The organism is Egicoccus sp. AB-alg2 (genome assembly GCF_041821065.1).
In the GTDB taxonomy this organism is placed as follows: Bacteria; Actinomycetota; Nitriliruptoria; order Nitriliruptorales; family Nitriliruptoraceae; genus Egicoccus.
Genome location: NZ_JBGUAX010000008.1, coordinates 259621 through 284688, shown reverse-complemented (window position 1 = coordinate 284688; position 25068 = coordinate 259621). Strand labels below are relative to the sequence as shown.

Genomic DNA, 25068 nt, shown 5'->3' with positions numbered 1-25068 from the left:
GGGAAAGGACGGCCATACGAGTGCATACCGTGCGGTCAGTTCTGGGTCGTCAGCCACTGCAACGGTGCGGGGACAAAGCACGAACTCATTAAGCTTGGATGGCGGGGCTTCCACGTTCCGGACGCGAACTCTAGTTCAGCATATTGGGTGAACTGTCCATGCTGTGAAGGCAAGGATACAACCCTCCCTGCCGACTGGTAGTGCTCCAACCTCCGATATGTCCGCGAGGTATCCCCACTTAAAGCCCAGCATGAGCTGCGCATCCGCCCGCAACTCGCCCTCGCGCGTCCAGACACCGCTCGAGCCGATGCCGCAGCTCATCACGGGCGACAAAGCGCCGGTCCTCGTCGCCCGGGCCGAACTCCAGATCCCCGGATCCGCATCCGTCACGCGCGCGACGCCGTCGAGAAGGCGCTGCGCTACTCGCAGGGCAGCTCTCGTCAGGGCCTCGAGGGCGACGAGATCCTGCGGCTGGCCGTCACCAAGCTGGTCGAGATCGTCGGTGAGGCCGCCAAGCGGGTCAGCGAACCGACCGCAACGCGCACCCGTGCCGTGGTCGGGCGCGGCGCGGATGCGAGACCGGCTCACACACCACTACTTCGACTTCGACCCCGACGTGCTGTGGGGACCATCACTGAGGACCGCCCGTCGCTGCTCGACGTTCTGCTGACGAAACCACCGCGTGCGGACGCCGATCGATGAACGAGGGAGGGTGTGCCCTAACTGCGCCCTAACTCCAGCGAACTCGATGAACGACGGCGGACATCAGTGGACCCCCGACCGAGCGCTTGCACTGGTCAGAGTGGCTTTCTGGACGAACGTGGTGTGCGGTGGACGCCTTCGACCCCCTCTTAACCGGCAGGTTCGGGGTTCGAGTCCCTGGCGGCGCACACACGAGAACCGGCCCATCGTGGCCGGTTCTCGGCGTATCACGGTGTCGAGGAGTTCCGTCGAGGACGCTGCCGGAGCATCGCGCTGCCTATCGGTTGGCTACCGCTGCGGCCCGCTGCCTACCGTCAAGGCGAGCGAGCGGTAGAAGGCAGGTGGCAGCTGCACGACGGGTACGGGCTCGACGCGGCACGGGCACCATCACGGCTCGCGGCGGGCGGCTCCAAGCGCAAGTGAGCCTCGGCACCGACCTCAGCGGCCGACGCATCCGCCGCAGCAGAACCTTCGACAGCCGGGCGCAGGCCGAGGCCTGGATCGCCACGCAGCAACTCGAGCACGGCCAGCTCACAAACCCGGTCACTGACGAGCGGCTCGCTGATTACCTGCGCTGGTGGCGCACCGTCGAAGCGCCGAAGGGCAAGCCCGGCCGCCGGCCGCTCGCCCGGACCACGCTGGCTCACTACCGGATAGTCGTCGAGCACCACCCCAACCCCGAACTCGGAAACCGCAAGGTCGGCCAGCTCACCGTCCGCGAGCTCGACGCGTTCGCGAACCGCAAGCTCACCGCCGGCTACGCCCCCGCCCCCGTCAACCGGATGCGCGAGACCCTGCGCTCCGCACTGTCGACCGCCGTCCGTCAGGACCGGCTGATCCGCAACGTCGCCCGCTACGGCGGCGGGGTCGCCGCCCCCCGGCCGCCCGTCGACCGGTTCACCGACCACGAGCTCACGCTCCTGCTCAAGGCCGCCCGGAACGAGCACTTCTTCCCGATCCTCCTTCTCTCGCCCGCACCGGCTTGCGTATCGGGGAGGCCTGCGGCCTGCGCTGGCGCGACCTCGACCTCACCTCGATGCCACCGCGACTGACCGTGGTGTGGCAGCTCGACCGGTGGGGCGAGCTGGTCCATCCCAAGACCGCCACTTCCCGCCGCACGATCCCGCTGCGGGCCGAGGCCGCCGCCGAACTCGAGGCATGGCGCCACCGACAACAGCATCGGATGGCCGATGGCTCCGAGAACCTTCACGGGCTGGTCTTCACCACCCGCAACGGGCACCCGATCGACCAGCGGAACGTCGGTCGCACCTTCCATCGGGCGCGCACCGCGGCCGGGGTGGATCACGGCAGCCTCAAGACCTTCCGTTCCACGGTCGCGAGCCAGCTCGCTGATGCCGGCCTGCACCCGAGTAAGACCCAGGCCTTCCTCGGCCACGCCGACGTGACCACCACGCTGACCTACTACAGCGCCGTCAGCGACGTCGACGACGCAGCAGAGCTGCTACCTAAGCTTGAATGAGTCCCGACCATGCTGGCTGAGCGGCCGTCCGTCGTCCTATGGCTGCTCCTTGGCCTCCTGGATCTCGGCCTGTCGTCGATAGCGTGCTGCCTCGTTGCGCCACTGCTCTGCCCCGATGTCGGCCGCGAGCTGCGCGGCACCGAACAAAGCCTTTACACCAGCTGGTATCCCGAGAGCTGCCAACAGGAGGTCCCCTCCCGCCGCCCCCTCCCCGGCGCGAAGCGCTCCGTCGAGATCATCGATGGAGGCCAGTGCCCAGATGCTGAAAACGAGCAGGACGAACGACGCACCTCCCTGGGCCAAGAAGCGGGCACCAATCTCAAGCCTCTCCGCCTTGACCCGAGCAGGAAAACCCCGGTCGGGAAAACGCTCCTCTATCCAGCGATTGGCCTTCGAAGCCCAGTGCCCAATGAAGCCGCCCACAACCGTGTATAGGAGAAGGGCCAACACAGCGGCGATCGCAGACGCGGCATCCGCCTGAATCCCTCCTGTTGCCAGCAGCAAGATGAAGGAGGCAATACCGAGTAGCAGGCCTGAGAACGCGCCCTTGCTCCCTCCCGACATCGCCCTCCAACGCTTCCTCATCGCCGCTCTCCTCCACTACGTGACGTCGCGGGTCGCCCTCGCGGCTCATGACTGCAGGCACGCTACTCGTCCAGGATCCGGCTCCGGACGGCCACGGCATATGCAGCTCGGTAGACCCGTTCGGGCTCCTCTGGACGCCGGTCCCCGGTCGTCCTAGGGCCCAGCCAGCCTTGCATAGCCACCTGCTTGACGGGACACGAGTCGCGCTCGACAGAACCGACAGCGATCGTCGGCGAGATGCTAGGCGGCCGAACAGGGTGTGGTGGTCGATCGGACTGGGCCTCCCAGAGACGCACGCTGGCGTGAGCCGTTCGTGAGTTGCATCCGGACGCTGCACGACGTCCAACGGACGGCACCACAAGCCGTGGTGTTGAGCAGACGAGGAGGGACGCGTCATGCAACCGGCACGATGATCAAGCTGCTCACTGAATGGTGTTCCCCGGTTCAGCGAGACAACTTTCAGCGGGAGTCACGGTAGATGTCTGCCCAGATGTCAAGGATCTCGCGAAGCCCTCCGGTGATGGGTGCAGGGATGTCGGGGGCGTTGGCGATCACGATGATGTCGGGGTGGGGTGGGCGGTCGGGGATGGTCAGCTCACGGTTGAGCACCTGGCGTGCGTGCGCGATCGTCGCGCGACGGCAGGCCTCGCTGGTGTCGAGGCGGTCCAAGTCGGGGTCGCTGATGTGGGACGCGACCAGCATGGCCGCGATCGTGAGCCAGGGGTGGAGCGTCAACCCGAGGTTGGCGTCCAGGCCGGTGGGTTGCTGGCGGCAGGGCTGAATCTGCTGCTGGTCCGAGGTGTGCAGCCGGGCGAACTCCTCGTGACGGAGCCGGGACCGGCGGGTGTGCAGCAAACGGAGCATCCGGTCGCCGAGCCCCTCGAAGGGGTGGCTCCGGGGATCGGTGCCTGGATCCAGTTCGTGGGCTAACAGCGACACGGCCAGGCAGCTGATGCGGGCAGCTACCTCGGCAGGCGGACCGCCGGAGTTTGGTGTGGGCCTTGGAGGCAGGAGGCCGGTAGCGATGAGGACATGCTCGAGGCGTCGTCGCGTTCGCAGTTCGAGGGGCCGGTTGGCGGGCCCAAGTATCTCGCGAATGTCTCCTGCGGGGTCCAGTTGGACAGCAGCTTGGGGGTGGCCGTGGCGGTGCACGGTCACCAAGAGGTGTCCACGGTTCGCGATCTGCTGCCAGCGCGAATCGAGGCAGTTATCGAACTGCCAGCTCTCGAACAACGCCTGCGCCAGCGTGTTGAGGGGTCGCACGTCGTGACCGTCGGACAACACCACCCGGTCCGGCGTCGTGCCGATAATCCTGTTAGGAGTCACGGCCGGACAGGCAGTCTCGGCTGACAGGAGGTGGACGGCGAAGTGCAGCCGGTCGAGGGTGGGCTCTGAGAGGGGGTAGATCTGCCCGACGTCGATCTGCATGCGTCGCAGGCGCCAGAAGCTCCGTCCGGTGCGCCCAGAGCCATCGTGTAGGAGCTCGACGGCGAGCTCGACCCGCCGGCGCCGCGGGGTGTCTGCGAGCAGGGCTGCCAGCCGTTCACGGGCCATGGCTCGAAGCGGCTCACGCAGCAGCTCGCCCGTGGGGGCCGCTGCAGCGGTTAGGACCTCGGCCAGGTCCGACGGGGTGAGGAGATCCCCGTGGGCTGCGGTGTTGTCGATCGCGAGCAGCAGGGACAGCCCACCTAGGGCGGCGTTGCGTCCGGGAGGCTGACCAGGAGCGCCGAGGATGGACCGCGCGAAGCTCCTGACCACCGGGCGTGTGACCCGGTTCTCGCCGAACAGCGCTTCACAAGCGGCACGAGCCGGGTTCTCGTGACACACCTCGAGAGCGGCGTCGATCACGGGATCACCACACCGACGCCCTAGCAACGCCACGCACCGGGGATCGTCGAACACCGTTGAGGGGCGGCTCTGCAACCCAGCGGGGGCCGCAGAACCGCCTTCTCCACCCGTCTCTCGGCGGTGCACGGTCGGGTCGGTGATGGTCATCCCTTGACGATCTTGCCCTTGCCGCCGCACCGGTGGCACGGCGGCTTGAACCCGGTGCCCTTCTGGGGCGACCTTCCTGTGCCCTTGCAGGCGGGGCAGACGATGGTGAAGTTCCCGATCCTTGCCATGATCTCCTCCGTTCGTTTCGGTTTGCGGCCGGTGTCTAGAAGGGGTTGGGCGGGTTTGGCGCGAGGCGCGAGACGATGTCCGTTCTCACCCACGAAAGGCACGCTGCGGCGCCCGGGTGGTCCGATGGGTGACCGTCTGCGCGGTTGCGATTAGGTAGTGCGCCACGATGGCCGGTTCGTCGGCGGGGGCGATGTGGTGGAACGTGAGGTCGCGACTCTCCAGCTGAGGTGGGACACCGCGTGAGTTGAACACCAGCGCGACGACCAGGTCCGCGGTGCTCGCCTCGAGCTCGTCGAAGATGCTCACGGGGTCGAACAGTTCGAAGTCGCTCAGTACGAGCAGGACGCGCATGCCTGGGTTGGCGGTGGTCTCGGCGGCGCGCAGGGATGGACCCAGGGTGCTCGTCCCACCGTCAGGGCGGGTCAGCAGCCTGGGGCAGAGCTCGCGGAGCAGCAACCGGCGGGTAAGAGGGGTAGGGGATAGCTCGACCGCGGAATCGAGGTCGAAGGAGGCCAGTTGGACGGACCAGCGAGGGCTGCGGCGTGGCGCTGCTGCGGTGAGGTGTTCCAGTGCTATCAAAGTGGCTTCGAAGCGCAGGCCGGCGGCGTCGTTGCCGCTCGACATCGAGCCGCTGAGATCGAACAGCACCTGCAGCAGCACATCGACTGGAGGGGCGCCCACGGACGGCAGGGTGCCCCGCACCGCCCGCGGGTCGAGGACGCGTTGCCGCTGCCGGGCGGTCGCCTGGCCCAGCCGGTAGTACGGCATGGGGTCGACGACTAGGGCACGGCCGAAGGTGACGGGGGGATCGACGATCCGCATCAGAGGGCTCCAGGTCGTGTCCGGCAGGATTTCTTGACACGGACGGCGGCGTCCAGGGTGGCGTTAAGCCCGCCGGACCGAGGGTTCAGGGAGTGGGCGGCTCAGACGCGTGGCCGTTGCGGGCCGCCGTCGTCGCGGCTGCAGGTGTCGAGGGCTGACGGCGGGTCTGGTCCACGAAGTCGAGGAGGTCGACCCACCGTCGGAGACCGCCCCCACGTTGCGGCCACCTGGGCAGCGACGCGGTAGACCCAGCAGTGTCCGGCAGCCGGTCGTAGCCGAAGATGCGCGGCTGCGTCGGCCGGATGTCCGCCTCCGCCTCGGTGAACCTGCCCGAGGCGGCAACGTTGTGCCCGACGATGCTGCGCAACTCCGCCAAGCGGGCGGCGTGACTGGCGGCCGCGGCCTGGAGCTGGCAGAGCTCGTCGTCGCGGGCTTCGAGCTCGGCGAGCTTCTGGCTGACGTCGAGGTAGGTCTCGTGGGCGGCGTTCGAGCTCCACGCCTGCAGCGCAGCCGACCCCCAAGGCGTGACGGCCGCGGGAATCGCAGCCCCCAGGGCGTAGAGCAGGGGATCGCCGCCACCAGCGAGCTTCAACGTGACGGCACCGGCCAGGGCGAGGCTGATCACGCCCGCGAAGACCAGCAGGCCTACGAGACTCGCATCGAAGCGCGCGCCGTGGGGGGCGTAGAGGTGAGCGACGGACAGTGGCGCGTCGTCCGGGAGCGGGCCGCGTCGGTGCCGATCGAGGGTCAGGCCGACCTGTCCGCCGACGTAGGCGCCGGCGACCACGGAGGCGACCGCGATCCCGACGCTGTAGATCATCGCGAGGACCAGGGGGCTGCCGGTGAGGTACAGCGGCGTCGCCAACACGGCGGTATCAGCGGCGATCATCACGAGCTTCCCAGGGGTGTTCCAGTTTGCCCGCTTCTCAGGGAGGGCCCGGTCGGCGACGGCCTCGATCTCGGCGAGCTCATTCTTGGCCTGGCTGATGTCCTTGCTGAGCGTGGCCCGCCGCTCGGGCACGTCGCGAACGAGCGCATCCGAGCTCGCCTGCTGGCCAGCGGCCTCCACCAGATCGATGTCCTCGATCCTCGGGCCAGCAAGCGCCGCGACGGCGGCTTCGGCCGCTCCACGCAGAAGCCCAGCCGTGTGCTCGATCCAGGTCCCGGCCGCCGGGGGCAGCAGCGTGCCTTCGGCGTCGTAGACCCGCTCGTCCTCGAAGGGGATCCCGCGGCTGCGGAGGTGGGTGGTGAGGTGACCGACCGTAAATTCGGACTGGTCCGGGGCGGGCTGGTCGTCCTCAGCGCGGTGGGTGTCGTGCCTTCGGAACAACATGGGGCGCTCCTTCTCATGAAGATCGTTGCTGGTCGCAAGCGAAAGGTCAGCCAGCCTGGGTTGAGAGCAGGCTCGAGACGGTCCGGGGGCGGAAGTGGCTCGTAGTCGCAGGAGTCAGTCGGGGCACTTGCGAGCGGACTCGACAGGGCGGCCGGGAATCTGCTGCGGGGTTGATTCAGCGACCGAGCGCCTCCTGGACAGTTGCGGCGGTGTAGGTGGTGCAGGTGGTCGCGACACGCCGGCAGAAGGTGTCGTTGAACGCGACGACCTCTCTGGTCCAGGTGTCGCCGGGGACGTCGGTGGTCGCGTCGACTTGGGTGAGGCCGGAGATGGTCACCTCAACGTCGACGGGCAACGACGGTGCTGGGAGTTGGCCGGCCAGTTGGGGACCCTCGTCGGGTTCGAGGACCCGGTTGAGGTCGACCTCGTCGGCCGTGTGCACGCCGTCGGTGATGAGGACGACGCGGCTGCCAGGACGTGTTCGTTCGGCCGCGACGTCGTAGAGACGGACGACGGAGGAGGTGTCGGTACCGACCAACGCCTGGCGGGCGTCGTTGAGTCGTGTGTCGACGATGGTGCGCAACTCGTCGGCCCGGTTTTGGATCCGGTGCTGTCGGGCCCGCTCATTGGGTAGCCGGTCCAGACTCAGACTCGCGAAGGTCTCCTCGGCGAGCACGATGGCGCTATCGCTTCCGGAGGCCATGGCGACCACGAACTCGGTGCCGCAGGCCAGCGAGGATGCGGCGAACTCGGCGGTGACGTGGTGCACGAACTGGGTGAACGATTCGGATTGTTCGGAGCCACTGGCCCCCACCACAAGGGTGCGCTGCTTGACGTCACAGTCGAAGCTGGTGGCGGCTGGTGCCGGAGAGCGGTCGGCGGCCGTCGCCCCGCTGCACGCGGCCGCGGTCACCGCAACCAACAGCAGCAGGGAAGGGCCCGACAGGGCGCTGTGACGGTCCATGGCAGGCTCCTCATCACGGGGTGGCTAGCTGGGTGCAGAACAGCTCGATCTCGGTGCGGCGGTTGAGCGCTCGCGCCTGATCAGGGTCAGGTCCCGACTCGTCGGCACGGGGGCGGGAGGCCCCGGCTGCTTCGATGACGATGCGGCTCTCATCGACCCCATGACCGACCAGCACTTGAGCGACCCCGCGGGCGCGCCCACTGCTGAGCGGCACGTGCAGTTCTTCCGGGCCTGTACTGTCGGTGTTGCCGCGTACCACGACTGGGCCACTGGTCGCGGCGATCTCGACGGCTGTCGGCGCGAGAAGGTCGACAGCGGCGACGCTCAGCTCCGCGCTACCGACCTCGAACAGCACGTCGTCGGGAACGCTGAACTGGCAGGGCTCGACTCCGGCCGGTGCATCCTCGGCGGTGCCCGTGTCGTCAACCGGCACGGGCACCGGCCACCCCGGACGCTCCCACCAGGCCACTTCGGTGCCCTGCGCGGGCATCGACAGAGGCGCGCTACGCTCATGCGACGCTGTGCAACCCGCCGCAATCGTCGTTAGCAGCATCGCCAGCCCGACACGGGATCCAGACGTTCTGATTGACACGGCCCGCCTGCCGTTCGGGGAGGCGGCACGATGCCGGAGCATCGAAGGGTGCGCGTCGCCGCTCCTGCCAGCCAGCCGAATTCGGCAGGACCAGTCGCTCTCTACGCGCTCGGCCGATCTCGACATGGACGGCTGATTTCTTACGTCGGAGAGGAAACCGCCTTCCTCGGCGACCGGACCTGTAAGACTTCGCGGCATCTGGGGTCGAGTTGGCGGAGGCGGGAGTGCAGGCACGTCCAGGTCCGTTCATGGGACGGTTGCTGCATGTGATCCTCCGCAACGAACGCCTGCTGTGGCAGGTCGCAATCGACCCCGCGGAACCCTGCCCCCAGCGGCAACTTGGCACCAACGGGCAGGTACGCATGCCGGTGGGCACCGCCGAGGACCGTCACAAGCTCGACAACCTGCTCGTCAAGGTCGAAGAACGCCTGGCGGACGGCCACGGCAAGCTGATTGACCGTCAAGGACTGACCCGGTTTGTGATGTTCCACACCGACCAGGCCATCTACCAGCAGCGTCGTGCTGAGGAAGGACGCACGTTCAAGGTCAACGCGGGCAAGGCGACATCGTTCCTAAAGCGTGCGGAACTCGAGATCCACCGCCCAGAGTCAGGCGAACGTCCCCCGGAGGGGGACGGGCAATGGGCGGTCACGATGGCGCTGCTCGATGCGTTGCCGCTGCACCACGACGAACGGGAGTACGTACTCGGCATGTCGCTTCAGGTGCCTAGCCAGCGGCGCAAGGTCCGAGTCGAACGAGTCGCCGGAACCGACGAGCAACTGCGCTCCATCTACCGGCTCGGCGTGCGGCATCTCGGCTCGTTGCAGAGTTCAGTGGCCGCGATGGCCGAGCGAATCCGTACCGGCACCGAGGCGGCCACGATCGCCTGTGACCCGCTCACCGGCATCATCACCGGGTACGTGCGCTGGTGGGGCCTGACCCCGAAAGGCGCTGCCAGGATTCGCTCGGGCGAAGTTCGCACCGGGGGGCAGCTGGACCACAGCACTGACCTGTGCCGGCTCATGCAGATCGGAGATGGTGACCACGGGCCGCTGTACCGACCCGAGAGCACGCCCGGCTCGGCGCTGTATCTGTCGATGATCGTGGGCGAGACCGGCCGTGCACGCCGGGCAGTGATGGAACACGCCGTGGAGGTCGTCAGCCGACCCGGCAGCATCGAGGTGTTCACCAAGCCCACGACGGTCCACGGCCACCGTGCGGTGACGAATCCTCGGTTCGGGTTCGAGCAGTTGACCGATGCGGACGCGATCTGGCGACGTGACCCGGCCCAGGCGCTCGTACCCCCACGACGGAAGCCACGATGACCACGCACCGCGCTTCACACCGATGTCACAGTTCTTCCTGCCGACCACCCGCGCCGGTGAGAGCGGCCGAGCCGCAGTGCGTGCCTGTATCGACGGCGACGAGGTTCTGGCCCTGTTCACCACGACCCATTGCAACGACGCCGAGATCATCACTGCCGACGCGGCGGGACGGGGTGCCCACGACCACCGAAAAAACGGGATAGAGGCGATCGAACGGACTGGTGACCGACGTCGCCGAGTTGAACCCCTTGCCGGATCGTGACCGTTGTGTTCGCGCGCATGCAGGTTGCGATGCCTGAGCTTCCGGGCAGTGTGGACATAGGCCGTGACACCAGGCCGCAGCCCGAGTGACCGAACAAGGAGTGAACGTGATCGAACTGACGCATACCCGCGACGTGAACGTACTGGCTGCAGCCGAGCTACGCGGACGGTCCCGCTCGGACGGGCAGACCGTCGCGTTCGATGCCCGGTTTGCCGACGAGCGGGTGATGGCAGCGTTCACCAGCAGCGCCGGCGGAGTATCGGACGGTCCGTATGCGACGCTGAATCTGTCGTTCCAGACAGGTGATGACCCGGACCGGGTGGCGGACAACCGTCGACGTGCCGCGGAGTCGCTCGGGTACGACCCCTCCCGCCTCGTAGTCGCCCAGCTCGCACACGGCCCGAACGTGGAAGTGATCGGCGAGGACCGGATCGGCGCCGGTGCGCACGACTACGAGTCGGGTATCGCAACGACCGACGCGCTTGTCACCAACCTGCGCGGTGTCCCCCTGTCGGTCCTCGTGGCCGACTGCGCACCGGTGCTGCTGTACGACCGCGCCCGTCAGGCGGTTGGTGTAAGCCACGCCGGCTGGCGGGGCGCCCGAGACCGGGTCGCGGCGGCCACGGTACAAGCCATGGTGGAGAAGTACGGCACGGACCCGACCGAGTTGCAGGTTGCCGTAGGCCCGTGCATTTCGTTGCCGTCATTCGAGATGGGTACGAAGGAAGCGGCCGAGTGCGCAGCTGAGTTCGGCGACAACGTCGTGTCATGGGCGTACGGGCCGAAACCGCACGTGGACCTGCGGGCCATGGTTACCGCGCAACTGCTGGAAGTCGGCGTGCCGCCAGAGCAGATAGAGCTGCTGTCCGACGACACAATGACGAGCCCAACGTTCTTCTCGCACCGTGCATCTATGGCAGCGACTGGACAGACCGGCGGCAGGTTCGCTGGCATGGTCATGGTTCGGTGAGCGCCAACTAGCAAGTGCGCGAGGGACTGCGGACAAGCGTGAGGGCTTCACTTCAACTCTACGTCAGAGCAAGGCCAGGCCTGGGAAGAGGAGAGCTTAGCCCGCACTCTCGCGCAAGACAGCCCCACCAGACCGTAGGGTGCCGGACCAGTTTGCAGCAGAGGCAGGCCTTGCAATACGGCGCGGCAGTTTCATATCGGCACCGGAGACGTACGAAGGGGCTATCGACAAGATTAACACGATTGCGTGGTCGCTCATCCTTTGACGAACTCACACCTGACGAAGAGGATCAAGGATCCTCACAAGATCCGATATCGCATTGGACGTGGGGGCCATCTTGCGGCTGTATCAGTGCGCAACCTCGGTCGCACTAAGTCCCTACCTCTGCTGCGGGATCGGGGGGGCGGCCCACCGAGCACGCGGCTATTGCCCGAACCGGGCCTGGATGTCTGTCACCAGCCTTGGACCACCACCGGAAGGCGAAACGGATACGCCAGTTAGGACAGGGATACCAAACCCGAAGCCCCCGGGACGCGATCATGCTAGCGGGGTTGGTGGCATCCGAACTCTAAGCCGCACCTTCCCAACGACGCCAATAACGCACATCGCCATCACCAACACCGCTTGCATGGAACCAGACGCTTGGCGACCAGCGCGGCTTACGCATCAAGATGTTGACGGACTCTCACTGGCGGCCTAACGTCTGCCTCGCTTGTGTGGGGCGATAACTCGCCAAGGGGCCGCAGGTGAGGAGCAAGGTGCATGGGCGAGAAGCAGATTGAGTTCAGGACGTCCTTGAGCGTGAAAGAATGCGGCGCCGGCTTCCAGACCGGCATCAAGGAGGGCCGCGGCGCGAGCGCCATAATCGGTGGAATCACCGCAAAGCTCATGGGCGGCGAGACGCTAACCTGGTACACACCCCAGGACGACTCCGTGTTCGCCGCACTGGACGACGACCCGCCGACCTTCGCCGTCGGCTGCGCCGTCCCGAAGGCACAAGGCGCCCACATAAACGGATCCACCGTTCATATGTACGTGTGGGAAAGAGGGGGCCACCGCGAGGTCACGCTCTGGGCCCACCACTCGCTCACAGGCGCATCCCACGCGACAAAACTCATGGAGGCTGTGAGGTCCCGTATCGAGCGTTAGAGCAAGACACACTAGTAGCACAGCAACGTAGGCTCGACGAGCACAGGGATCCCCAGGGTGGGTGGCTTCAGCACCTCCACTCTCGCGGGGTCCGTGTGCTTCTCTGAGCATCCTCAGCAGCAGCTCATCCGGCTACCGCGCCCCTCAACTTCCGAAGCGCCGGTAAAGCTCGCTCCGTCCGTGCGACAGCCTGATGGGCAGAGGAACCCGCACATGCTCGCGCGCTTCACGCACATCGAATGCCGCGGAGCCCAGGGATCTGCCCATCCCTGTGTCGCCGATTAGCCCTATCTGTAGAGTGGTGCTGCTGGCTTGCGGATCAAGCCCGAATGGGTTCTGAAACTGCGAACAACGACAGCCTCGGAGGCGATCCATGAGCGACACCGTCGCACCTGACCCGGTATCGACCAACCAGAGCGCGGCAAGCAGCCTGAAGCCGGACAGGACGCTCACGGTGCTTGATGTTTTCGCGAGTTCCTTGGCACCAGTCGGTCCCAACATGTCTAACGCGTCGACACCACCTCAGAATACTGACTTCGATGACCAGTGAGCCGCATGCCAACTCCCCGGGACCGACCAATAGCCCCGCAAGCCCTCTGAGGACTTTGTCCTGAGTCACAGGTCGCTTGGCATGGCTGCGTTCGTTCCATAGTCATTGGTGGTATCCACATCCTAGGTGCCATGTGAAGAAGCCGTTGATATTGATTGTCAGTTCGAGTGCCGAGGAGCACTCTTACGGCAGGGTGGTATCACACTTAGAAAAGCATGGCGCTCGCGTCCTTCTCTGGTTAACCGACATAGCCATCGGTTCGTCACGCAGTTTCTCCATACTCATCACGGAACAGGGCACTGTTTCGATTCAGGCCGGCAGCGTCCTTGTAGACGTGAGAGATATTGACGCAGCCTGGTACTGGAAACCGAATAGCTTCCGCGTTCCAGGCGCTGAAGAAAATGTTTCCCGACAGATGACCTATGTCAACGAGGTGACATCTCTAAATCGTGCCCTGTGGTCGGTCTTGCCAGAGTCCATATGGTTGAGTTCGCCGCTGCAGCTCTGGAGAGCCGAGCGCAAGTTCCAGCAACTTCTGCTGGCGCGTGAGGTCGGCTTTGAAATCCCTAGAACTATGGTTTCCTCGGACTGGTCCATGATCGAGAAGTTCATGGGAGCCGAGACCCAGAATCTGGTCGTCAAGATGGCGCGAGGGGTGCTCGCCGACCAGAACCACGTCATGGCGATGCCGACCACTCTGCTTGCCCTCCCTCAGCGGAACGCACTGCAGGGAGTAGTCTCTCCGTTCCCTGGCATCTATCAACCCTATCTGGAGAAGAGGCGCGAGTGGCGAATCACCACCGTGAAGGAAGAGGCCTTCCCCGCGGCTATCTATACCAACGGCAAGTCGCGCGTCGATTGGCGCCAATCGCAGACAAGTAATGACGTGACATTTGCCAAGGAAGATCCCCCCAGTCTTGTCCTGGAGTACTGCGTGGAGTATCTGAGGCGCAGTGAACTGGGATACGGTGCCTTCGATCTCGTCGAGGACGAGGATGGCCAGTTCTTCTTTCTGGAGTGCAATCCGAGCGGTCAGTACTCGTGGCTCGAGGAGCTTCTGGGCCTTCCCATCTCGGGGTCGCTAGCTGCTTCGCTATTACCAGCACAGTAGCCTGCAGGCACTCAAGAATCGCCTCGTCGTGGAGCAGGCCAACCAAGTTTCTCCAGCTGAGACGGGGAGCGTCATGGCGAATTCCTGGTACGAGAAGGCTGCGCGCCTCTCATGCACCGAAACCTCGTCCACGGCTATGCGCGGCCAGCAGCCTGGCCCAGGCGGTCGCGGCCCGCAGTGGTCTCCCGCTTACCAGTCCTACAAGTGAGGACTATCTGCGCCCTAACTCCAGCGCGCACGGTGGGTTGCGGTGGACGTCAGTGGACCCCAACCGAGCGTTTGCACTGGTCAGAGCGGCTTTCCTGGACGAACGTGGTGTGCGGTGGACGCCTTCGATCCCGCTCTTAACCGGCAGGTTCGGGGTTCGAGTCCCTGGCGGCGCACACACGAGAACCGGGCCTTCGCGCCCGGTTCTCGGCGTTTCACGGGTAGTCGTTGAACGGCCTCGTTCCGCCGGCTGGGAACGAATGGCGCCCTGACTCCCCGCTCTTGCTCAGCGTCACGACGAACGACCGAACTGGTTGGCGATGGCACGCGGACCGGGCACATAGGCGCAGGAGGTGCCGGCGAACCTGCTTGAAGAACGAGCCGGAAGCGCCGGCGGGCGGGGGCGTCACCGCAGCTCGGCCAGCGCCGTCAGGGTCCGTTCACCGGCAGGGTCTCCCGCCGTGGCCGGCACGACGACGAGCTCGTCCAGACCAGCCGCGGCGTAGGTCGCGAGGCGCGCCTCGACCGTGCCGATGTCGCCGACGATCCCCATCCGCTGCGCCGCGTCCTCCGGGAGCGCGTCGAGAAGTTGCTCGCGGCAAGCACCCGTGGCCGCGAGGTCGACGGCCGCGCCGAAGCCGGCGCGCCAGAACATCTCGGCGTACCCGGCGACGCCGAGGTACCCGACGAGGCTGCGGGTGATCTGCTCGGTCGTTCGCGGCTCGGGGTCGATGGCGACCGGGATCCACGCCGCGAGCGGTGGCGCGGGTCGTCCAGCTCCAGTCGCGGCCGCGTCCAGGCGGCCACGGAACTCGGCGGCCATCTCCGGCGAGACCAGGTCGAGCACCATCCGATCCGCGTGGGTGGCCGCGACCTCGATGGCTCGATCGCCGAACGCTGCGACGGTGACTGGGCCGCCCGGCGGCTCCAAGGTGAGCCCGCCGCTGTTCGTGGAGATCACCTCACCTTCGAAGGCCACGGGGCCACCGCGGAAGAGGGCACGGACGGCCTGAGCGCTCTCCGAGAGCGCCGTCGCGGGACGGTGGCGTCGGCGGCCATGCGCCCCTTCGACGTAGCGGACGCTCGACGTGCCGAGCGCGACGCCGACCGGCCGGCCCGCGACGGCGGCCGTCGAGGCGGCGGCCCGCGCGATCATCAGCGGGTCACGGATGGAGACGGGGATCGGCCCGACCGTCAGCGCGATCCGGTCGGTCCGGGCGGCGATCGCCGTCGCGAGGACGAAGGCGTCCCACACCCAGCCCTCACCGATCCACAACTCACCGAACCCGAGCCGGTCGGCGGTCGCCGCCACGGCCAAGTCATCGCTCGGCGCGACGTCGGGACGGGACGCCACCACGACGCTGATCTTCACCGTGCGCTCTATCCGCTCGCTGCGTCGGAAGTCGCGTGCCTGCCCATGCTGGCACAGCAGCCCGAGGGCTGCAGCCCGGACCGCCTCGCTGGGTGCGGTCGCGGGGCATGGACGAGACTGCGCACGTCGTCACGCGGCTGGAGAAGCGTCGATAGTGGCGCCGCCCCCACCCCGACGACGCCCGCCCCGCCCCACCCTTGCCGTACTCACCGAGGACGGCTGGGCCTGCATCCTCGCTGCAACACCCGGCCACTCCGAGCGCATCGACGGCCCCTGACCAGCAACACTCGACACGCTGCGAGCAGAGAGGAGTCGACGACATGGCCGAGGATCCACGAGCCCGTCATCCCAAAGGGCCAGACATGAGGGCGACCGCGGCAATGGACCCCTGGCCGGCCCTTCCGCTGGACGGCTGGCGGGACACCAAGGACACGCTCCACCGCTACAGCCAGATGATCGGCAAGATCCGGCTCGCGCTCGCGCCGTTCGCCAACCACTGGTGGCACGTCACACTGCACGTGACGGTCGACGGACTGACGACCGGGATGCTGCCGGTCGGTGACGGACGGGCCGTGGAGTTGCGCCTCGACCTGCGTGAGCATGCTATGCGGATCGTCGACAGCCGCGGCGCGGTCGAACAGTTCGCCCTGCTGCCCCGGTTTGCCTGCGCACGCTTCCACGACGAACTGCTGGCCGCCCTCGAACGGCTGGGCATCACGGTCGAGGCGGACATGACCCCCTACGACCTCGACGGGCCGCCGTTCCACGAAGACCGCGAGCACGACACCTACGACGGCGACGCGGTCGCACGCTTCGCCCAGGTGCTGCGGTCGAGCACCGCCGTCCTCGAGGAGTTCGCCGGGCGGTTCAACGGCAAGCAGAGCCCCGTGCACCTGTTCTGGCACAGCTTCGACCTCGCGCACGCCCGCTTCTCGGGCCGACGGGCCCCGACGAGGGCGGGCGCCGGGGTGGTGGAGGCGGAGGCGTACTCGCACGAGACGATCGCCTTCGGGTTCTGGCCCGGCGACGAGCAGGTCCCCTACCCCGCCTACTACTCCTACACCGCACCGGCACCGGACGGGCTCGTCAGCCAGCCGCTGACCGCTCGCGCGGCGACCTGGAACGAGGCGTCGGGGACCGCGATCCTGCCGTACGACGCCGTGCGGACCGCGGCCGACCCCCGGACCACGCTGCTGGGCTTCCTCGAGGACGCCTACCGAGCCGGAGCCCGCACGGCTGGCTGGGATCTCGCCGACCTGGCCACGAGGGCCGCACCCTGACGTCCGCGCCTGCTTCGAGACAGACGACATGGAGACGACCATGAGCTGCCAGCACCTCCAGCAGTTGACTCCCGTCGATCCCACCTCACCCAGCGGCTGCGAGGAGTGCCTGGTTCTCGGGCAGCGGTGGGTGCACCTACGGCTGTGCATGGACTGCGGGCACGTCGGGTGCTGCGACTCTTCGCCGGGACGTCATGCCACCGCCCACGCCCGCTCGACGGAGCACCCGGTCGTCCAGTCGTTCGAGCAGGGTGAGGACTGGGCCTTCTGCTACCCCGACGACGCGTTCGTCGCACACGTCGCACCCGGGCTCGGCCGCAGCGTCACACCGTGATCGCAATCCCAGCGGGGCAGGAGGCTGCGCCAGTGACGTGCAGCACGTCGTTCACCCGACCGGGACGCCCACCAGCGAAGCGATGGTCACCGTGATGGGGGTGCTCACCGTCAGCCGGGTCGCCGCCTCGCTCGGCTACCGCTCCGAGGCTGCCTTCACCCGCGCCTTCACACAGGTGGACGGGACCACCCCCGGAGCGGTTGGACGTGGACGGTCCGCTTCGTGACCCGCCACCCCTCGCCCTCGAGGCCCTGACCGAGGCGGAACCACAGGGCGGGGCCCGCGGAAGCCCGACAGCGTCCCCCGAGCCGCATCCGACGTCGCCCTCAGCTCGAGCTCGCGAGGGTGGCACGAGCGGCGGGCAGCGACGACGGCAGCACTTCCGGGACGCCGCGGGTGCAGACGCCGCAGATGCCACGCCGCCGCTGGGCATAGGCGACGGTCGCGACGCCGAGCGCGAGCCCCCATGGCAGCATGGCAGCGAAGGCGAGCACGTGGACCCACTCGGCCGTGAACGACGACGGCTGCCCGGTCAGCAGGGCCGTGAGGAACCCGCGACCGCGTCACCCGGCGAGCGCGTGCAACTGCAGGTGCAGTTCGGGATCGCGCAGCGTGTCCAGGAAGGCGTGCCACAGCGGCGGACGGAACCAACCGAGCGTGAGCACGACGGGCGTAGAACCGAGCAGCATCAGCAGCTTGCCGTGCAGCACGGTCGCGACCAGCGTCAGCGCGAGGATCCATCCGAGCGCCTCGAGCGGGTCCGGCGAGCTTGACGTAGGACGTCGATCGCCTCGTCGGGCCGGGGCGTGTCGTGCAGGCCCCGTGCGCCCTCGTTCCGTCGACCCGGTTCGCCATGCAACCAGACGTATTGAGGTCATCCGTCCGGGTTCACGCCACAGGCACCGTGTTAGCGTCGATCGCACCGCTCGTTCCCGGCGACCAGGCGTCACCCGCCGACGCAGGTGGCGCCACGAGAGGGCACGACATGAGCGAGGAACCTCCGGAACAAGACGTCTGTCCCATCCTTGATCTCACCCTGGGTCCGCTCGATCTCGATCTGTTGGGTCTGCGGGTGCAGCTGAGCCAGATCGACCTCGACATCACCGCCGAGCCCGGTCCTGGCAATCTTCTCGGCAACCTCCTGTGTGCCATCGCCGGGCTGCTGGACGGCGTCGACCTGTCCGGCATCCTGAACGATCTGCTGCAGCAGCTCATCGATGCGCTGATCGGGCTGATCCGTGGGATCGGCGACGGCGGCGAGGAGGACACCGAGGTCGCTCCGGCCTGACGCACGGCCCGAGGAGGTCAGGGCGCCTGCCGTCCGGCCTCCTCGTCCGTGGGGGCCTCGCCCGCCTGCGCGAGCCCGTCCAGCAGTCGGCGCTTGAACTCGGCCTGTTCCTGGGTGCCGGGTGCCAGGTTCATGTCCAGCTCGCGTCGTCGGTCGAGGTATCGCTTCGCCTCGGCAGGGTCCTGCACCACACGCGCCAGGCCGTCGTAGACCCGCTGCAGCAGCTTCGAGGTGCGGATGACCGCCTCGAGTTCCGCGCGCAGGCGCGGCGCCTCGCCCTGCAGGACACCGGGCAGCGCGTCGACCAAGACATCCGCGATCCCGGCGCCCGTCGTCCGCGGCTGGTGGGGCGCGAGCTCCTCCTCGGCGGCGTGGAACCGCCGCTGCGCCTCGCGATCGTCCTGGCGGCTGGCATGGAGTTCGGCGAGTTCGATCAGGAGTTCGGCGCGACCGATGCCCGGTTCCGACGCCGCGAGTTGCGACTCCAATCGCCGCACCGAGGCCTCGACCGACCGCTCGGAGGTGCCCAGCTGCTCGTCGAGCTCGCGCTTCCAGCCCTCCAGCTCGCGGATGATGGCCTCGCGCGCCTCGTCGCCGACCAACCGCGCCAGGGTCTGGTAGACGGGCCGGTGGTCGCGCCAGTGCGCGACGAGCGTGACGAGGGCTCGCGATGGCGATGCCGCACGCTGTTCCTCCGTCAGCGTGCCGCGGATGCGACCGAGATCCGCATGCGCCGCCTGGGCCGCATCCCTCAGTCCGCGGCGCTGACCCTGCACTGCTGGTTCGCCGGACTCCGCCATGGGCTCACGGTAATCACCCGTGGTGCACGCGTCCCCGCTACTTCCGTCCATCCGTGGGACGGCGCCGAGGACGACCTGCCGTGAGCTGGGCACCGATGGCGATGGGGGTGGGCCTACGGTTCGCCCTCACCGGGCTGGGGATCCGCGACGTGTCGGCAGCAGGTCACGAACTCGCCACGAGCGCCTGACGCCGGGGTACGCGCAGCGGAGCCGAACGTGACGGGGGCGCCACCAGCTGGCGGCGCCCCCGGTCCCCGGTCGTGGTCAGTTGCCGTCGCGGCCGACTCGCGGCTGGAGGATGAACAGTCCGCGGTCGATGCTGCTCACCGCGACGACACCCTTCTGCCGGAAGTACGGGTAGTTGCTCCAGGTCCCGCCCTCGAACGTCGCGTTGTCGTTCTCCGGGTAGACGTCGAAGTAGGCGACCTCGGACAGACCTTCACCGGCGAGGTCGCTGGTGTCGTACACCCGCAGACCCGTCGTGTAGTTCGAGGCGTACGCGTAGCGACCCTGCGTGTAGAGGTTGTGGTCGATCGACGTCGTGTCGTTGACGAAGACCGAGTCCACGAACGGGTTGCGCAGGTCGGTGACGTCCCAGACGCGGGTCGTCGTGTTGACGCCGCGCAGCTGCTCGTCGCCTTCGTCGCCGTGGAGGAACCAGGCGGAGTCGGGCGTCAGCCATCCCTGGTGGGAGTAGCCGGACCCCTCGTACTCCAGCACCGCCAGGTTCTCCGGGTTCGACTTGTCGGTCACGTCGACGATGGAGACGAAGTTCGTCCCCGCCGAGGTGCTGTAGGACAGGCCGTTGGAGTTGAAGCAGATCTCCCGACCGTGGAAGTCCGCATCCGGGCCGTCGTAGAGCACGCACTGGGTGTCGTGGACGTAGCCGTTGTCGTCGAAGCAGCCCGCGAACGTCGGGTTCTTGGGCTCGTTGATGTCGATCATGTGCAGGCCGGTCCCGCACTGGATGACGGCCGGGTTGGCACTCACACCCCCGGCGGCCGGCAGACCCGCCTTGATCGCGTTCGCGTCGGCCTGGCTCACCATGACCGTCGGGATCTCGATGCCCGGGGCCGCACCGCCGACCGTGATCGGTGACCCGGCCACGTTGTTGGCGATGACGACCGCGACCGCACCGGCGGCCTGGGCGTTTAGCACCTTGTCCGTGAACGGGCAGGTGCCGCGGTCGGCGATGGCGATCGCGCCCGCAGGGAAGTCCTGCAGCGCATGGCAGCCCTCGTTCGGCAGCGCCGTGCCGTCGTCGACGACGGCGAACTCACCGGTCAGCAGCTCGCCCGTCGGTGCCGGTCCGAAGGCCGCACCGGTCGCCTGGTACTGACCGGCGGCGGCGGAGGGCTCGTTGACGACGACGACGTTGGGCAGTCCCGCGACCGTGTAGGGCCCCGCACCGACCGAGTACGCGTATCCCGTGTCCTCGTTGATGGCGATGTTGTGGGCCGAGCCGTGTCCGGTGTAGTGCGCATCGACGTCGTAGGTCGTGTAGGAGCCGTTCCAGTCACGGAGCCGCGTCAGGTCGAAGACCTGTACACCGTGGTTCGTGTGCTCGGAGACGACGTAGGCGTGGTTCTCGTAGACCTTGATGTCGCGCCAGGACGAGCCGCCCTGCGACGACGCGGTCGGCAGCTTGCCCAGCACGACGGGTCGGCGTGGATCGCTGATGTCGACGAAGACCGTGCCGGTGGACGAACCGACCAGCGCGTAGTCCTTGCGCGTCTGCGGATCCGTCCAACCCCAGATGTCGTTGACGAACGACGTGCCGAGCTCCGCGTGCGAGACGTGGCTCAGCAGGTCGACCCCGTCACAGGGGAAGAAGTCCGCGGCCATGCCGTCCTTGCAGGGCGCGAACGTGTCCGGCGCGCTGCTACGAGGATTGGCGCGCGAGGCGTTGTAGCGCGGCTCGGAGGCGGCGCTGGCCTGCGCCTCGGCGTCACTCCCCCAGTCGCGGGTGAGCTTCACCTCGACCTCGGCGAACTTGTCCTCGCAGGCAGCTTCGGTCGGCAGGAAGGCCGAGAAGACGTTGACCGCGGCGAGGACCAGCCCGAGTGGACCACTCGCCGCGGGTTGAGCGATCGCGCACGAGTCGTGAGCCTGCGCCGGCTTCGACATGAGCGCGGAGAACGTGAGTACGAGCGCCAGGACCAGACCGATACTGATCGGGCGCCGCAGTGTGGTTGCCATGCATCCTCCCATTGACGCATGGAGCCGTCCCGTTAGATGACCCGCGTGGGCCACGGCAAAATGACTCCGACGGGCGACCCTAGGTGCCTAGGATGGCGGGGAACGGAAGATTCCCTGAAGAACTGTTGAACTCGCGGGAGGGACGCGATGGCCAGGGGACACGGCCGGCCGGCCGCGGCGGACGCCGGTCACTGGAGCTCCCGACTCGCCGGGACCGTCCTGATTCTCGTCGGGGCCCTGAACGTCGCTTTCGGCCTGGTCAGCTTCCTCACCGAGCTGGTACGCCTGTCGGCCGGCATCGCGGGCGGTCTGGTGGCGGTGGGGCTCGTCACCGTCGCTCTTGGCACGCTGGTCTGGCGTGGCAGCCGCCCGGCGATCATCGCCGCCTTCACGATCTTCACCATGCTGCTGCTCTTCCAGGTCAGCGACGCCTTCGCGAACCGCGAACCCGGCCAGGCCGTGGCGACCGACGCGCTGGCCCGCTTCGGCGTCCTGGCGGTGCTCGTCGGCACCCTCGGCGTCGCGGCCTGGCGCATCCGCCGACCCCGGACGGCATCGGTCCCCGACGCCGCATGAGCACGCTCCGGGTCTTCGCGACCGGAGCGGCTCCCGCCGGGCTCCTCGCGAAGGCGCGAGCACTGATGTCGGCGGCCTTCGGTGACGACTTCGGCGAGACGGACTGGGAACACGCGCTCGGGGGTTGGCACGTCGTGCTGCTGCAGGACGACGAGGTGCTCGCACACGCCGCCCTCGTGCGACGCGGACTCGAGGCCGCAGGGCGCCTCGTGGACTGCGAATACGTCGAAGCCGTTGCGACCTCCCCGTCCGCCCAGGGCCGTGGTCACGGCTCGGCGGTGATGGCCGAGGTGGCCGAGCTGTTGCGCCGACGGCACGACCTGGGTGTGCTCTCCACAGGGCGACACGCCTTCTACGAGCGCCTGGGCTGGGAGCGGTGGCAGGGCCCGACCTACGTCCGTGACGGCACCGCGCTCACCCGGACCCCCGACGAGGACGACGGGATCATGGTGCTGCGCTTCGGCGCCACCCGCGCACTGCCGTTGAACGCTCCGATGGTCTGCGAGGCGCGCGACGGCGACGACTGGTAGGCACGGCACGCCGTGTCTCCTCGAGGCGCGCCGGCCAGGAGCACCGCGTCCTCATCGATTCCTCACCAGCCGGCGTGCGGTGTCCTCCACGCTCGGTGGCGGCCGACTCGGCGAGGAGCCGTCATGTACCTCCATCACCGTGCGATCGCGCCGTGCGTCGAACTGGTGCACGCACCGGAGCCACCGCGGACGCCGCCTGCGCCGCCGCGGACGCCGCCGGCGGCGGTGCACGTGCGCTTCCGTCGACTGGCGGCCGACGACCTGCCGCTGCTGCACGCGTGGTTGAACGAGCCCGGCGTGGTGCGCTGGTGGGAGGGCGACGACGTGTCGTGGCCGGCGGTCGTCCGCGACTACGGCCCGGACGCCGGCGGCGACGTCGAGCACTGGCTGGCACTGCTCGACGATCGGCCGTTCGGCTGGATCCAGGCCTACGCGATCGACTCGGATCCCGACGAGGCGGGCGCGTGGAGAGCCCGGGGAGTCACGTCCGCTGCCGGGGGCGTCGACTACCTCGTCGGCGAACCCACCGAGCGGGGCCGGGGCCTCGGGGCCGCCATGCTGCGCGCCTTCGTGCGCGACGTCGCCTTCCCCACGCATCCCGACTGGCACCACGTCGGCGCCGCACCGGACGCGGCCAACGCCTCGTCCCTGCGGGCGCTACGGCGCGCGGGCTTCACCGAGGTGGGCCCCCTCGACGGCGCATCCGGCGCGAGTATCTTGATGGTCGTCCATCGTCGCTGAGGGAGTGGAGAGCACGCATGGCACGCATCGTCGTGGTCGGTGACGGCCCCGGTGGCCTGTCTGCCGCGCTGTTCCTGGCCAAGGCCGGCCACGAGGTCACGGTGTTCGGGCAGGACCAGACGCCGATGCACTACGCGCAGTTGCACAACTACCTCGGTGTCCCCGACGTGGCCGGACCCGACTTCCAGCGCGCCGCCCGTGAACAGGTCGCCGGCCTCGGCGCGGACGTCGTCGCGGCCGAGGTCACCGACCTCGAAGGCGCCGGCGACACGTTCATCGTCCACACCAACACCCGGCCGCCGACGCCGACCGACTACCTGGTCCTGGCCGGCGGGAAGTCCGCCCAGCCGCTGGCGCGGCGGCTCGGGTTGTCGGTGACGGACGGCCGTGTCGGTGTCGACGCGGAGTACCGGACGCCGGTCGACCGCGTGTACGCCATCGGCCGCCTGGTGCGCCCCGACCGCAGCCAGGCAATCATCTCCGCCGGTGCGGGCGCCGTCGCCGCCCTCGACATCCTGTCCCGCGAGGCCGGCACCGACGTCCACGACTGGGACACGCCGCCCGGTCAGGACTGAGGCGCCCCTCGCGTCTTCCGACGCGTCAGGACAACGGCGGCAGCGGTGGACCGAGCACGGTCTGACCGTGGCGGCGCATGATCTCCATCAGCGTCTCGCGGTCGTGCCTCGGCTCGTCCTCCGGTGGCTGCGTGAGCGCCCGCGCCGGTGTCGCCACGTCACGGAAGAAGCCCTCCACGCCGGCCGGCCCGAAGAACAGCAGCAGCCGTGCCTCGTCCGAGTCGACGTGGAACGAATGCGGTGACTCACGCGGGCTGTACGCCAGCGTGCCCTCCACACCGTCGATCACCTCGTCGCCGTGCTGGAGGCGGACGGCCCCCGACAACACGAGGAAGAACTCGTCCTCGTTCGCGTGCGCGTGCAGCGGCGCGGCGAACCCCCGGCGCAACCGCAACTCGAACATGGCGAACCTGCCCGCGGTCTGTTCGGCGGTCGCCTTCAGGATCCCGAGCCCGCCGTTGAACCAGAGGGCCTCGCCGTCGTCGGGGCCCAGCCAGTAGCCGGACGTGGTGGTCTCTGGCAGCGACACGACACCGCCACCCCCTTCCTCCGCCGATGCGAAGCCCCGGGCGTCCGTCCCCCCGTCGTCATCGACCATACGCCGCCCAGCCGGGCGGCATCAAGGCCTCGGGCCGAGGTGTCGAGCTCGCGCGAGGCACGCCACCCCGTGCGCGATGGGCCCACCCCGCGGGTGAGGTGGCGGCGGCCCGGCGCGCCGACCCTGAAGCTTTCGTCCCTGGAGGCCTCCCGTGTCCGGACAGGAGACCGCGACCGGCCGACCGTCGCCGGCGCTGCGTCGCATGCCGCTCCCGCTGCCCTGGCGCAGTTCATCTGCAGCTCCGCGGGCTCGGACACGAACGTCATGATCAACGACATCAGTCAGGATCCGACACCACCGTGGCGGCGCGGCGCTGTCCGCCATCGGGCTGTGCTCGTGGTCCTCGGCATCCTCGCCGCCGACGACAGCGGCTGGCTGATGCTGGCGCTGCTGGTGGCCGGTGCGCTGCTGCTGACCTGGTTCTTCGCCTGGATCCGGGGCCGGGAACGCGCCGTCGAGGGGGCGCTGCTGTCGTCCCTCCCCCGCAGCGTCCCGCACGCCGTCGCCGGGTCCGGCGTCCGACCCGAGCCACAGGTTCGGTGATGCTTCGAGACCGGACGTGCCGCGGCCGCGGCCCTCCGTTCGAGGACCGCGGCCGC

Annotated in this window: 31 protein-coding genes; 18 read left to right on the top strand and 13 right to left on the bottom strand. The window is 68.2% G+C overall.

The window, feature by feature from the left end; all coding sequences use genetic code 11:
* Window positions 1–217 precede the first annotated feature (217 nt).
* The 3 genes from ACERM0_RS17485 to ACERM0_RS17475 all read left to right on the top strand — a co-directional run bounded on the left by ACERM0_RS17485 (window position 218) and on the right by ACERM0_RS17475 (window position 2182).
* A complete protein-coding gene (locus ACERM0_RS17485; protein WP_373679901.1) occupies window positions 218–670 on the top strand; it encodes a HepT-like ribonuclease domain-containing protein in 453 nt (150 codons plus the stop codon).
* A gap of 451 nt (window positions 671–1121) precedes the next feature.
* Entirely contained in the window at window positions 1122–1754 is a 633-nt protein-coding gene (locus tag ACERM0_RS17480; RefSeq protein WP_373679900.1) for a hypothetical protein, read from the top strand.
* Window positions 1685–2182, top strand: coding sequence for a tyrosine-type recombinase/integrase (locus ACERM0_RS17475; protein WP_373679899.1), 498 nt, complete (start codon window positions 1685–1687; stop codon window positions 2180–2182). Before ACERM0_RS17480 ends, ACERM0_RS17475 begins: the two co-directional genes overlap by 70 nt.
* Before the next feature lie 36 nt (window positions 2183–2218).
* On the opposite strand, the gene ACERM0_RS17470 is transcribed toward ACERM0_RS17475, so the two are convergent.
* The 7 genes from ACERM0_RS17470 to ACERM0_RS17440 all read right to left on the bottom strand — a co-directional run bounded on the left by ACERM0_RS17470 (window position 2219) and on the right by ACERM0_RS17440 (window position 8500).
* A complete protein-coding gene (locus ACERM0_RS17470) occupies window positions 2219–2767 on the bottom strand; it encodes a hypothetical protein (protein ID WP_373679898.1) in 549 nt (182 codons plus the stop codon).
* Window positions 2768–3226: 459 nt separating this feature from the next.
* Window positions 3227–4615 carry a hypothetical protein gene (locus ACERM0_RS17465; protein ID WP_373679897.1) on the bottom strand — a complete coding sequence of 463 codons (1389 nt, stop codon included), beginning with the start codon at window positions 4613–4615 and terminating at the stop codon, window positions 3227–3229.
* Window positions 4616–4758: 143 nt separating this feature from the next.
* The gene (locus ACERM0_RS17460) at window positions 4759–4890 is read right to left on the bottom strand and encodes a hypothetical protein (RefSeq protein WP_373679896.1); all 132 of its coding nucleotides are present in this window, start codon (window positions 4888–4890) and stop codon (window positions 4759–4761) included.
* Window positions 4891–4975: 85 nt separating this feature from the next.
* On the bottom strand, window positions 4976–5713 hold the full coding sequence (locus ACERM0_RS17455) for a hypothetical protein (RefSeq protein WP_373679895.1): 738 nt from the start codon (window positions 5711–5713) through the stop codon (window positions 4976–4978).
* 85 nt (window positions 5714–5798) lie between these two features.
* Window positions 5799–7046: a hypothetical protein gene (locus tag ACERM0_RS17450; protein ID WP_373679894.1), complete on the bottom strand. Its 1248-nt coding sequence runs from the start codon at window positions 7044–7046 to the stop codon at window positions 5799–5801.
* A 175-nt stretch (window positions 7047–7221) separates the two neighbouring features.
* Entirely contained in the window at window positions 7222–8010 is a 789-nt protein-coding gene (locus tag ACERM0_RS17445; protein ID WP_373679893.1) for a hypothetical protein, read from the bottom strand.
* 13 nt (window positions 8011–8023) lie between these two features.
* Complete coding sequence (locus ACERM0_RS17440) at window positions 8024–8500, bottom strand: OmpA family protein (protein ID WP_373679892.1); 477 nt, start codon at window positions 8498–8500, stop codon at window positions 8024–8026.
* A gap of 350 nt (window positions 8501–8850) precedes the next feature.
* Here ACERM0_RS17440 and ACERM0_RS17435 point away from each other — a divergent pair, with 350 nt between their 5' ends.
* The 6 genes from ACERM0_RS17435 to ACERM0_RS17410 all read left to right on the top strand — a co-directional run bounded on the left by ACERM0_RS17435 (window position 8851) and on the right by ACERM0_RS17410 (window position 13969).
* Window positions 8851–9927: a hypothetical protein gene (locus tag ACERM0_RS17435; protein ID WP_373679891.1), complete on the top strand. Its 1077-nt coding sequence runs from the start codon at window positions 8851–8853 to the stop codon at window positions 9925–9927.
* Window positions 9928–9949: 22 nt separating this feature from the next.
* Window positions 9950–10189 (top strand): hypothetical protein, encoded by a 240-nt coding sequence (locus ACERM0_RS17430; protein ID WP_373679890.1) that lies wholly within the window; start codon window positions 9950–9952, stop codon window positions 10187–10189.
* 106 nt (window positions 10190–10295) lie between these two features.
* On the top strand, window positions 10296–11159 hold the full coding sequence (locus ACERM0_RS17425) for a polyphenol oxidase family protein (protein ID WP_373679889.1): 864 nt from the start codon (window positions 10296–10298) through the stop codon (window positions 11157–11159).
* Between the two features lie 762 nt (window positions 11160–11921).
* Window positions 11922–12308: a hypothetical protein gene (locus ACERM0_RS17420; RefSeq protein WP_373679888.1), complete on the top strand. Its 387-nt coding sequence runs from the start codon at window positions 11922–11924 to the stop codon at window positions 12306–12308.
* A gap of 373 nt (window positions 12309–12681) precedes the next feature.
* Window positions 12682–12858, top strand: a complete 177-nt coding sequence (locus ACERM0_RS17415) for a hypothetical protein (protein WP_373679887.1) — start codon at window positions 12682–12684, stop codon at window positions 12856–12858.
* 133 nt (window positions 12859–12991) lie between these two features.
* Window positions 12992–13969 (top strand): hypothetical protein, encoded by a 978-nt coding sequence (locus ACERM0_RS17410; RefSeq protein WP_373679886.1) that lies wholly within the window; start codon window positions 12992–12994, stop codon window positions 13967–13969.
* A 613-nt stretch (window positions 13970–14582) separates the two neighbouring features.
* On the opposite strand, the gene ACERM0_RS17405 is transcribed toward ACERM0_RS17410, so the two are convergent.
* Window positions 14583–15548, bottom strand: a complete 966-nt coding sequence (locus tag ACERM0_RS17405) for an LLM class F420-dependent oxidoreductase (RefSeq protein ID WP_373679885.1) — start codon at window positions 15546–15548, stop codon at window positions 14583–14585.
* A 362-nt stretch (window positions 15549–15910) separates the two neighbouring features.
* On the opposite strand from ACERM0_RS17405, the gene ACERM0_RS17400 reads away from it, so the two are divergent.
* From ACERM0_RS17400 to ACERM0_RS17390, 3 genes are read left to right on the top strand one after another with little or no spacing between them, the layout of a single operon-like run.
* Complete coding sequence (locus tag ACERM0_RS17400) at window positions 15911–16828, top strand: DUF5996 family protein (protein ID WP_373679884.1); 918 nt, start codon at window positions 15911–15913, stop codon at window positions 16826–16828.
* 40 nt (window positions 16829–16868) lie between these two features.
* The gene (locus ACERM0_RS17395) at window positions 16869–17162 is read left to right on the top strand and encodes a UBP-type zinc finger domain-containing protein (protein ID WP_373679883.1); all 294 of its coding nucleotides are present in this window, start codon (window positions 16869–16871) and stop codon (window positions 17160–17162) included.
* Between the two features lie 37 nt (window positions 17163–17199).
* Window positions 17200–17388 carry a hypothetical protein gene (locus ACERM0_RS17390; protein ID WP_373679882.1) on the top strand — a complete coding sequence of 63 codons (189 nt, stop codon included), beginning with the start codon at window positions 17200–17202 and terminating at the stop codon, window positions 17386–17388.
* 100 nt (window positions 17389–17488) lie between these two features.
* Here the strand turns inward: ACERM0_RS17390 and ACERM0_RS17385 are convergent, their stop codons facing one another.
* Window positions 17489–17638, bottom strand: coding sequence for a hypothetical protein (locus ACERM0_RS17385; protein ID WP_373679881.1), 150 nt, complete (start codon window positions 17636–17638; stop codon window positions 17489–17491).
* Between the two features lie 87 nt (window positions 17639–17725).
* Window positions 17726–17872 carry a hypothetical protein gene (locus ACERM0_RS17380; protein WP_373679880.1) on the bottom strand — a complete coding sequence of 49 codons (147 nt, stop codon included), beginning with the start codon at window positions 17870–17872 and terminating at the stop codon, window positions 17726–17728.
* Between the two features lie 275 nt (window positions 17873–18147).
* On the opposite strand from ACERM0_RS17380, the gene ACERM0_RS17375 reads away from it, so the two are divergent.
* Window positions 18148–18450: a hypothetical protein gene (locus ACERM0_RS17375; RefSeq protein ID WP_373679879.1), complete on the top strand. Its 303-nt coding sequence runs from the start codon at window positions 18148–18150 to the stop codon at window positions 18448–18450.
* A 17-nt stretch (window positions 18451–18467) separates the two neighbouring features.
* Here the strand turns inward: ACERM0_RS17375 and ACERM0_RS17370 are convergent, their stop codons facing one another.
* The gene (locus ACERM0_RS17370) at window positions 18468–19250 is read right to left on the bottom strand and encodes a hypothetical protein (RefSeq protein ID WP_373679878.1); all 783 of its coding nucleotides are present in this window, start codon (window positions 19248–19250) and stop codon (window positions 18468–18470) included.
* Between the two features lie 264 nt (window positions 19251–19514).
* The gene (locus ACERM0_RS17365; protein ID WP_373679877.1) at window positions 19515–21449 is read right to left on the bottom strand and encodes a choice-of-anchor B family protein; all 1935 of its coding nucleotides are present in this window, start codon (window positions 21447–21449) and stop codon (window positions 19515–19517) included.
* A 147-nt stretch (window positions 21450–21596) separates the two neighbouring features.
* On the opposite strand from ACERM0_RS17365, the gene ACERM0_RS17360 reads away from it, so the two are divergent.
* From ACERM0_RS17360 to ACERM0_RS17345, 4 genes are all read left to right on the top strand, one after another.
* On the top strand, window positions 21597–22025 hold the full coding sequence (locus ACERM0_RS17360) for a hypothetical protein (RefSeq protein WP_373679876.1): 429 nt from the start codon (window positions 21597–21599) through the stop codon (window positions 22023–22025).
* Window positions 22022–22555, top strand: coding sequence for a GNAT family N-acetyltransferase (locus ACERM0_RS17355; RefSeq protein ID WP_373679875.1), 534 nt, complete (start codon window positions 22022–22024; stop codon window positions 22553–22555). Before ACERM0_RS17360 ends, ACERM0_RS17355 begins: the two co-directional genes overlap by 4 nt.
* 123 nt (window positions 22556–22678) lie before the next feature.
* Window positions 22679–23296: a GNAT family N-acetyltransferase gene (locus tag ACERM0_RS17350; RefSeq protein WP_373679874.1), complete on the top strand. Its 618-nt coding sequence runs from the start codon at window positions 22679–22681 to the stop codon at window positions 23294–23296.
* A 17-nt stretch (window positions 23297–23313) separates the two neighbouring features.
* Window positions 23314–23871: an FAD-dependent oxidoreductase gene (locus ACERM0_RS17345; protein WP_373679873.1), complete on the top strand. Its 558-nt coding sequence runs from the start codon at window positions 23314–23316 to the stop codon at window positions 23869–23871.
* Between the two features lie 25 nt (window positions 23872–23896).
* Here the strand turns inward: ACERM0_RS17345 and ACERM0_RS17340 are convergent, their stop codons facing one another.
* Complete coding sequence (locus ACERM0_RS17340; protein ID WP_373679872.1) at window positions 23897–24400, bottom strand: cupin domain-containing protein; 504 nt, start codon at window positions 24398–24400, stop codon at window positions 23897–23899.
* 399 nt (window positions 24401–24799) lie between these two features.
* On the opposite strand from ACERM0_RS17340, the gene ACERM0_RS17335 reads away from it, so the two are divergent.
* A complete protein-coding gene (locus ACERM0_RS17335; RefSeq protein WP_373679959.1) occupies window positions 24800–25012 on the top strand; it encodes a hypothetical protein in 213 nt (70 codons plus the stop codon).
* Window positions 25013–25068: the final 56 nt, after the last annotated feature.

Coding starts and splice junctions, on each gene's coding strand:
- ACERM0_RS17485 (WP_373679901.1), top strand. CDS start 218: ATGTCCGCGAGGTATCCCCACTTAAAGCCCAGCATGAGCTGCGCATCC.
- ACERM0_RS17350 (WP_373679874.1), top strand. CDS start 22,679: ATGTACCTCCATCACCGTGCGATCGCGCCGTGCGTCGAACTGGTGCAC.
- ACERM0_RS17365 (WP_373679877.1), bottom strand. CDS start 21,449: ATGGCAACCACACTGCGGCGCCCGATCAGTATCGGTCTGGTCCTGGCG.
- ACERM0_RS17415 (WP_373679887.1), top strand. CDS start 12,682: ATGAGCGACACCGTCGCACCTGACCCGGTATCGACCAACCAGAGCGCG.
- ACERM0_RS17460 (WP_373679896.1), bottom strand. CDS start 4,890: ATGGCAAGGATCGGGAACTTCACCATCGTCTGCCCCGCCTGCAAGGGC.
- ACERM0_RS17355 (WP_373679875.1), top strand. CDS start 22,022: ATGAGCACGCTCCGGGTCTTCGCGACCGGAGCGGCTCCCGCCGGGCTC.
- ACERM0_RS17455 (WP_373679895.1), bottom strand. CDS start 5,713: ATGCGGATCGTCGATCCCCCCGTCACCTTCGGCCGTGCCCTAGTCGTC.
- ACERM0_RS17370 (WP_373679878.1), bottom strand. CDS start 19,250: ATGGCGGAGTCCGGCGAACCAGCAGTGCAGGGTCAGCGCCGCGGACTG.
- ACERM0_RS17435 (WP_373679891.1), top strand. CDS start 8,851: ATGGGACGGTTGCTGCATGTGATCCTCCGCAACGAACGCCTGCTGTGG.
- ACERM0_RS17400 (WP_373679884.1), top strand. CDS start 15,911: ATGAGGGCGACCGCGGCAATGGACCCCTGGCCGGCCCTTCCGCTGGAC.
- ACERM0_RS17440 (WP_373679892.1), bottom strand. CDS start 8,500: ATGCCCGCGCAGGGCACCGAAGTGGCCTGGTGGGAGCGTCCGGGGTGG.
- ACERM0_RS17345 (WP_373679873.1), top strand. CDS start 23,314: ATGGCACGCATCGTCGTGGTCGGTGACGGCCCCGGTGGCCTGTCTGCC.
- ACERM0_RS17395 (WP_373679883.1), top strand. CDS start 16,869: ATGAGCTGCCAGCACCTCCAGCAGTTGACTCCCGTCGATCCCACCTCA.
- ACERM0_RS17360 (WP_373679876.1), top strand. CDS start 21,597: ATGGCCAGGGGACACGGCCGGCCGGCCGCGGCGGACGCCGGTCACTGG.
- ACERM0_RS17420 (WP_373679888.1), top strand. CDS start 11,922: ATGGGCGAGAAGCAGATTGAGTTCAGGACGTCCTTGAGCGTGAAAGAA.
- ACERM0_RS17375 (WP_373679879.1), top strand. CDS start 18,148: ATGAGCGAGGAACCTCCGGAACAAGACGTCTGTCCCATCCTTGATCTC.
- ACERM0_RS17450 (WP_373679894.1), bottom strand. CDS start 7,046: ATGTTGTTCCGAAGGCACGACACCCACCGCGCTGAGGACGACCAGCCC.
- ACERM0_RS17385 (WP_373679881.1), bottom strand. CDS start 17,638: ATGCTGCCATGGGGGCTCGCGCTCGGCGTCGCGACCGTCGCCTATGCC.
- ACERM0_RS17430 (WP_373679890.1), top strand. CDS start 9,950: ATGTCACAGTTCTTCCTGCCGACCACCCGCGCCGGTGAGAGCGGCCGA.
- ACERM0_RS17470 (WP_373679898.1), bottom strand. CDS start 2,767: ATGAGGAAGCGTTGGAGGGCGATGTCGGGAGGGAGCAAGGGCGCGTTC.
- ACERM0_RS17445 (WP_373679893.1), bottom strand. CDS start 8,010: ATGGACCGTCACAGCGCCCTGTCGGGCCCTTCCCTGCTGCTGTTGGTT.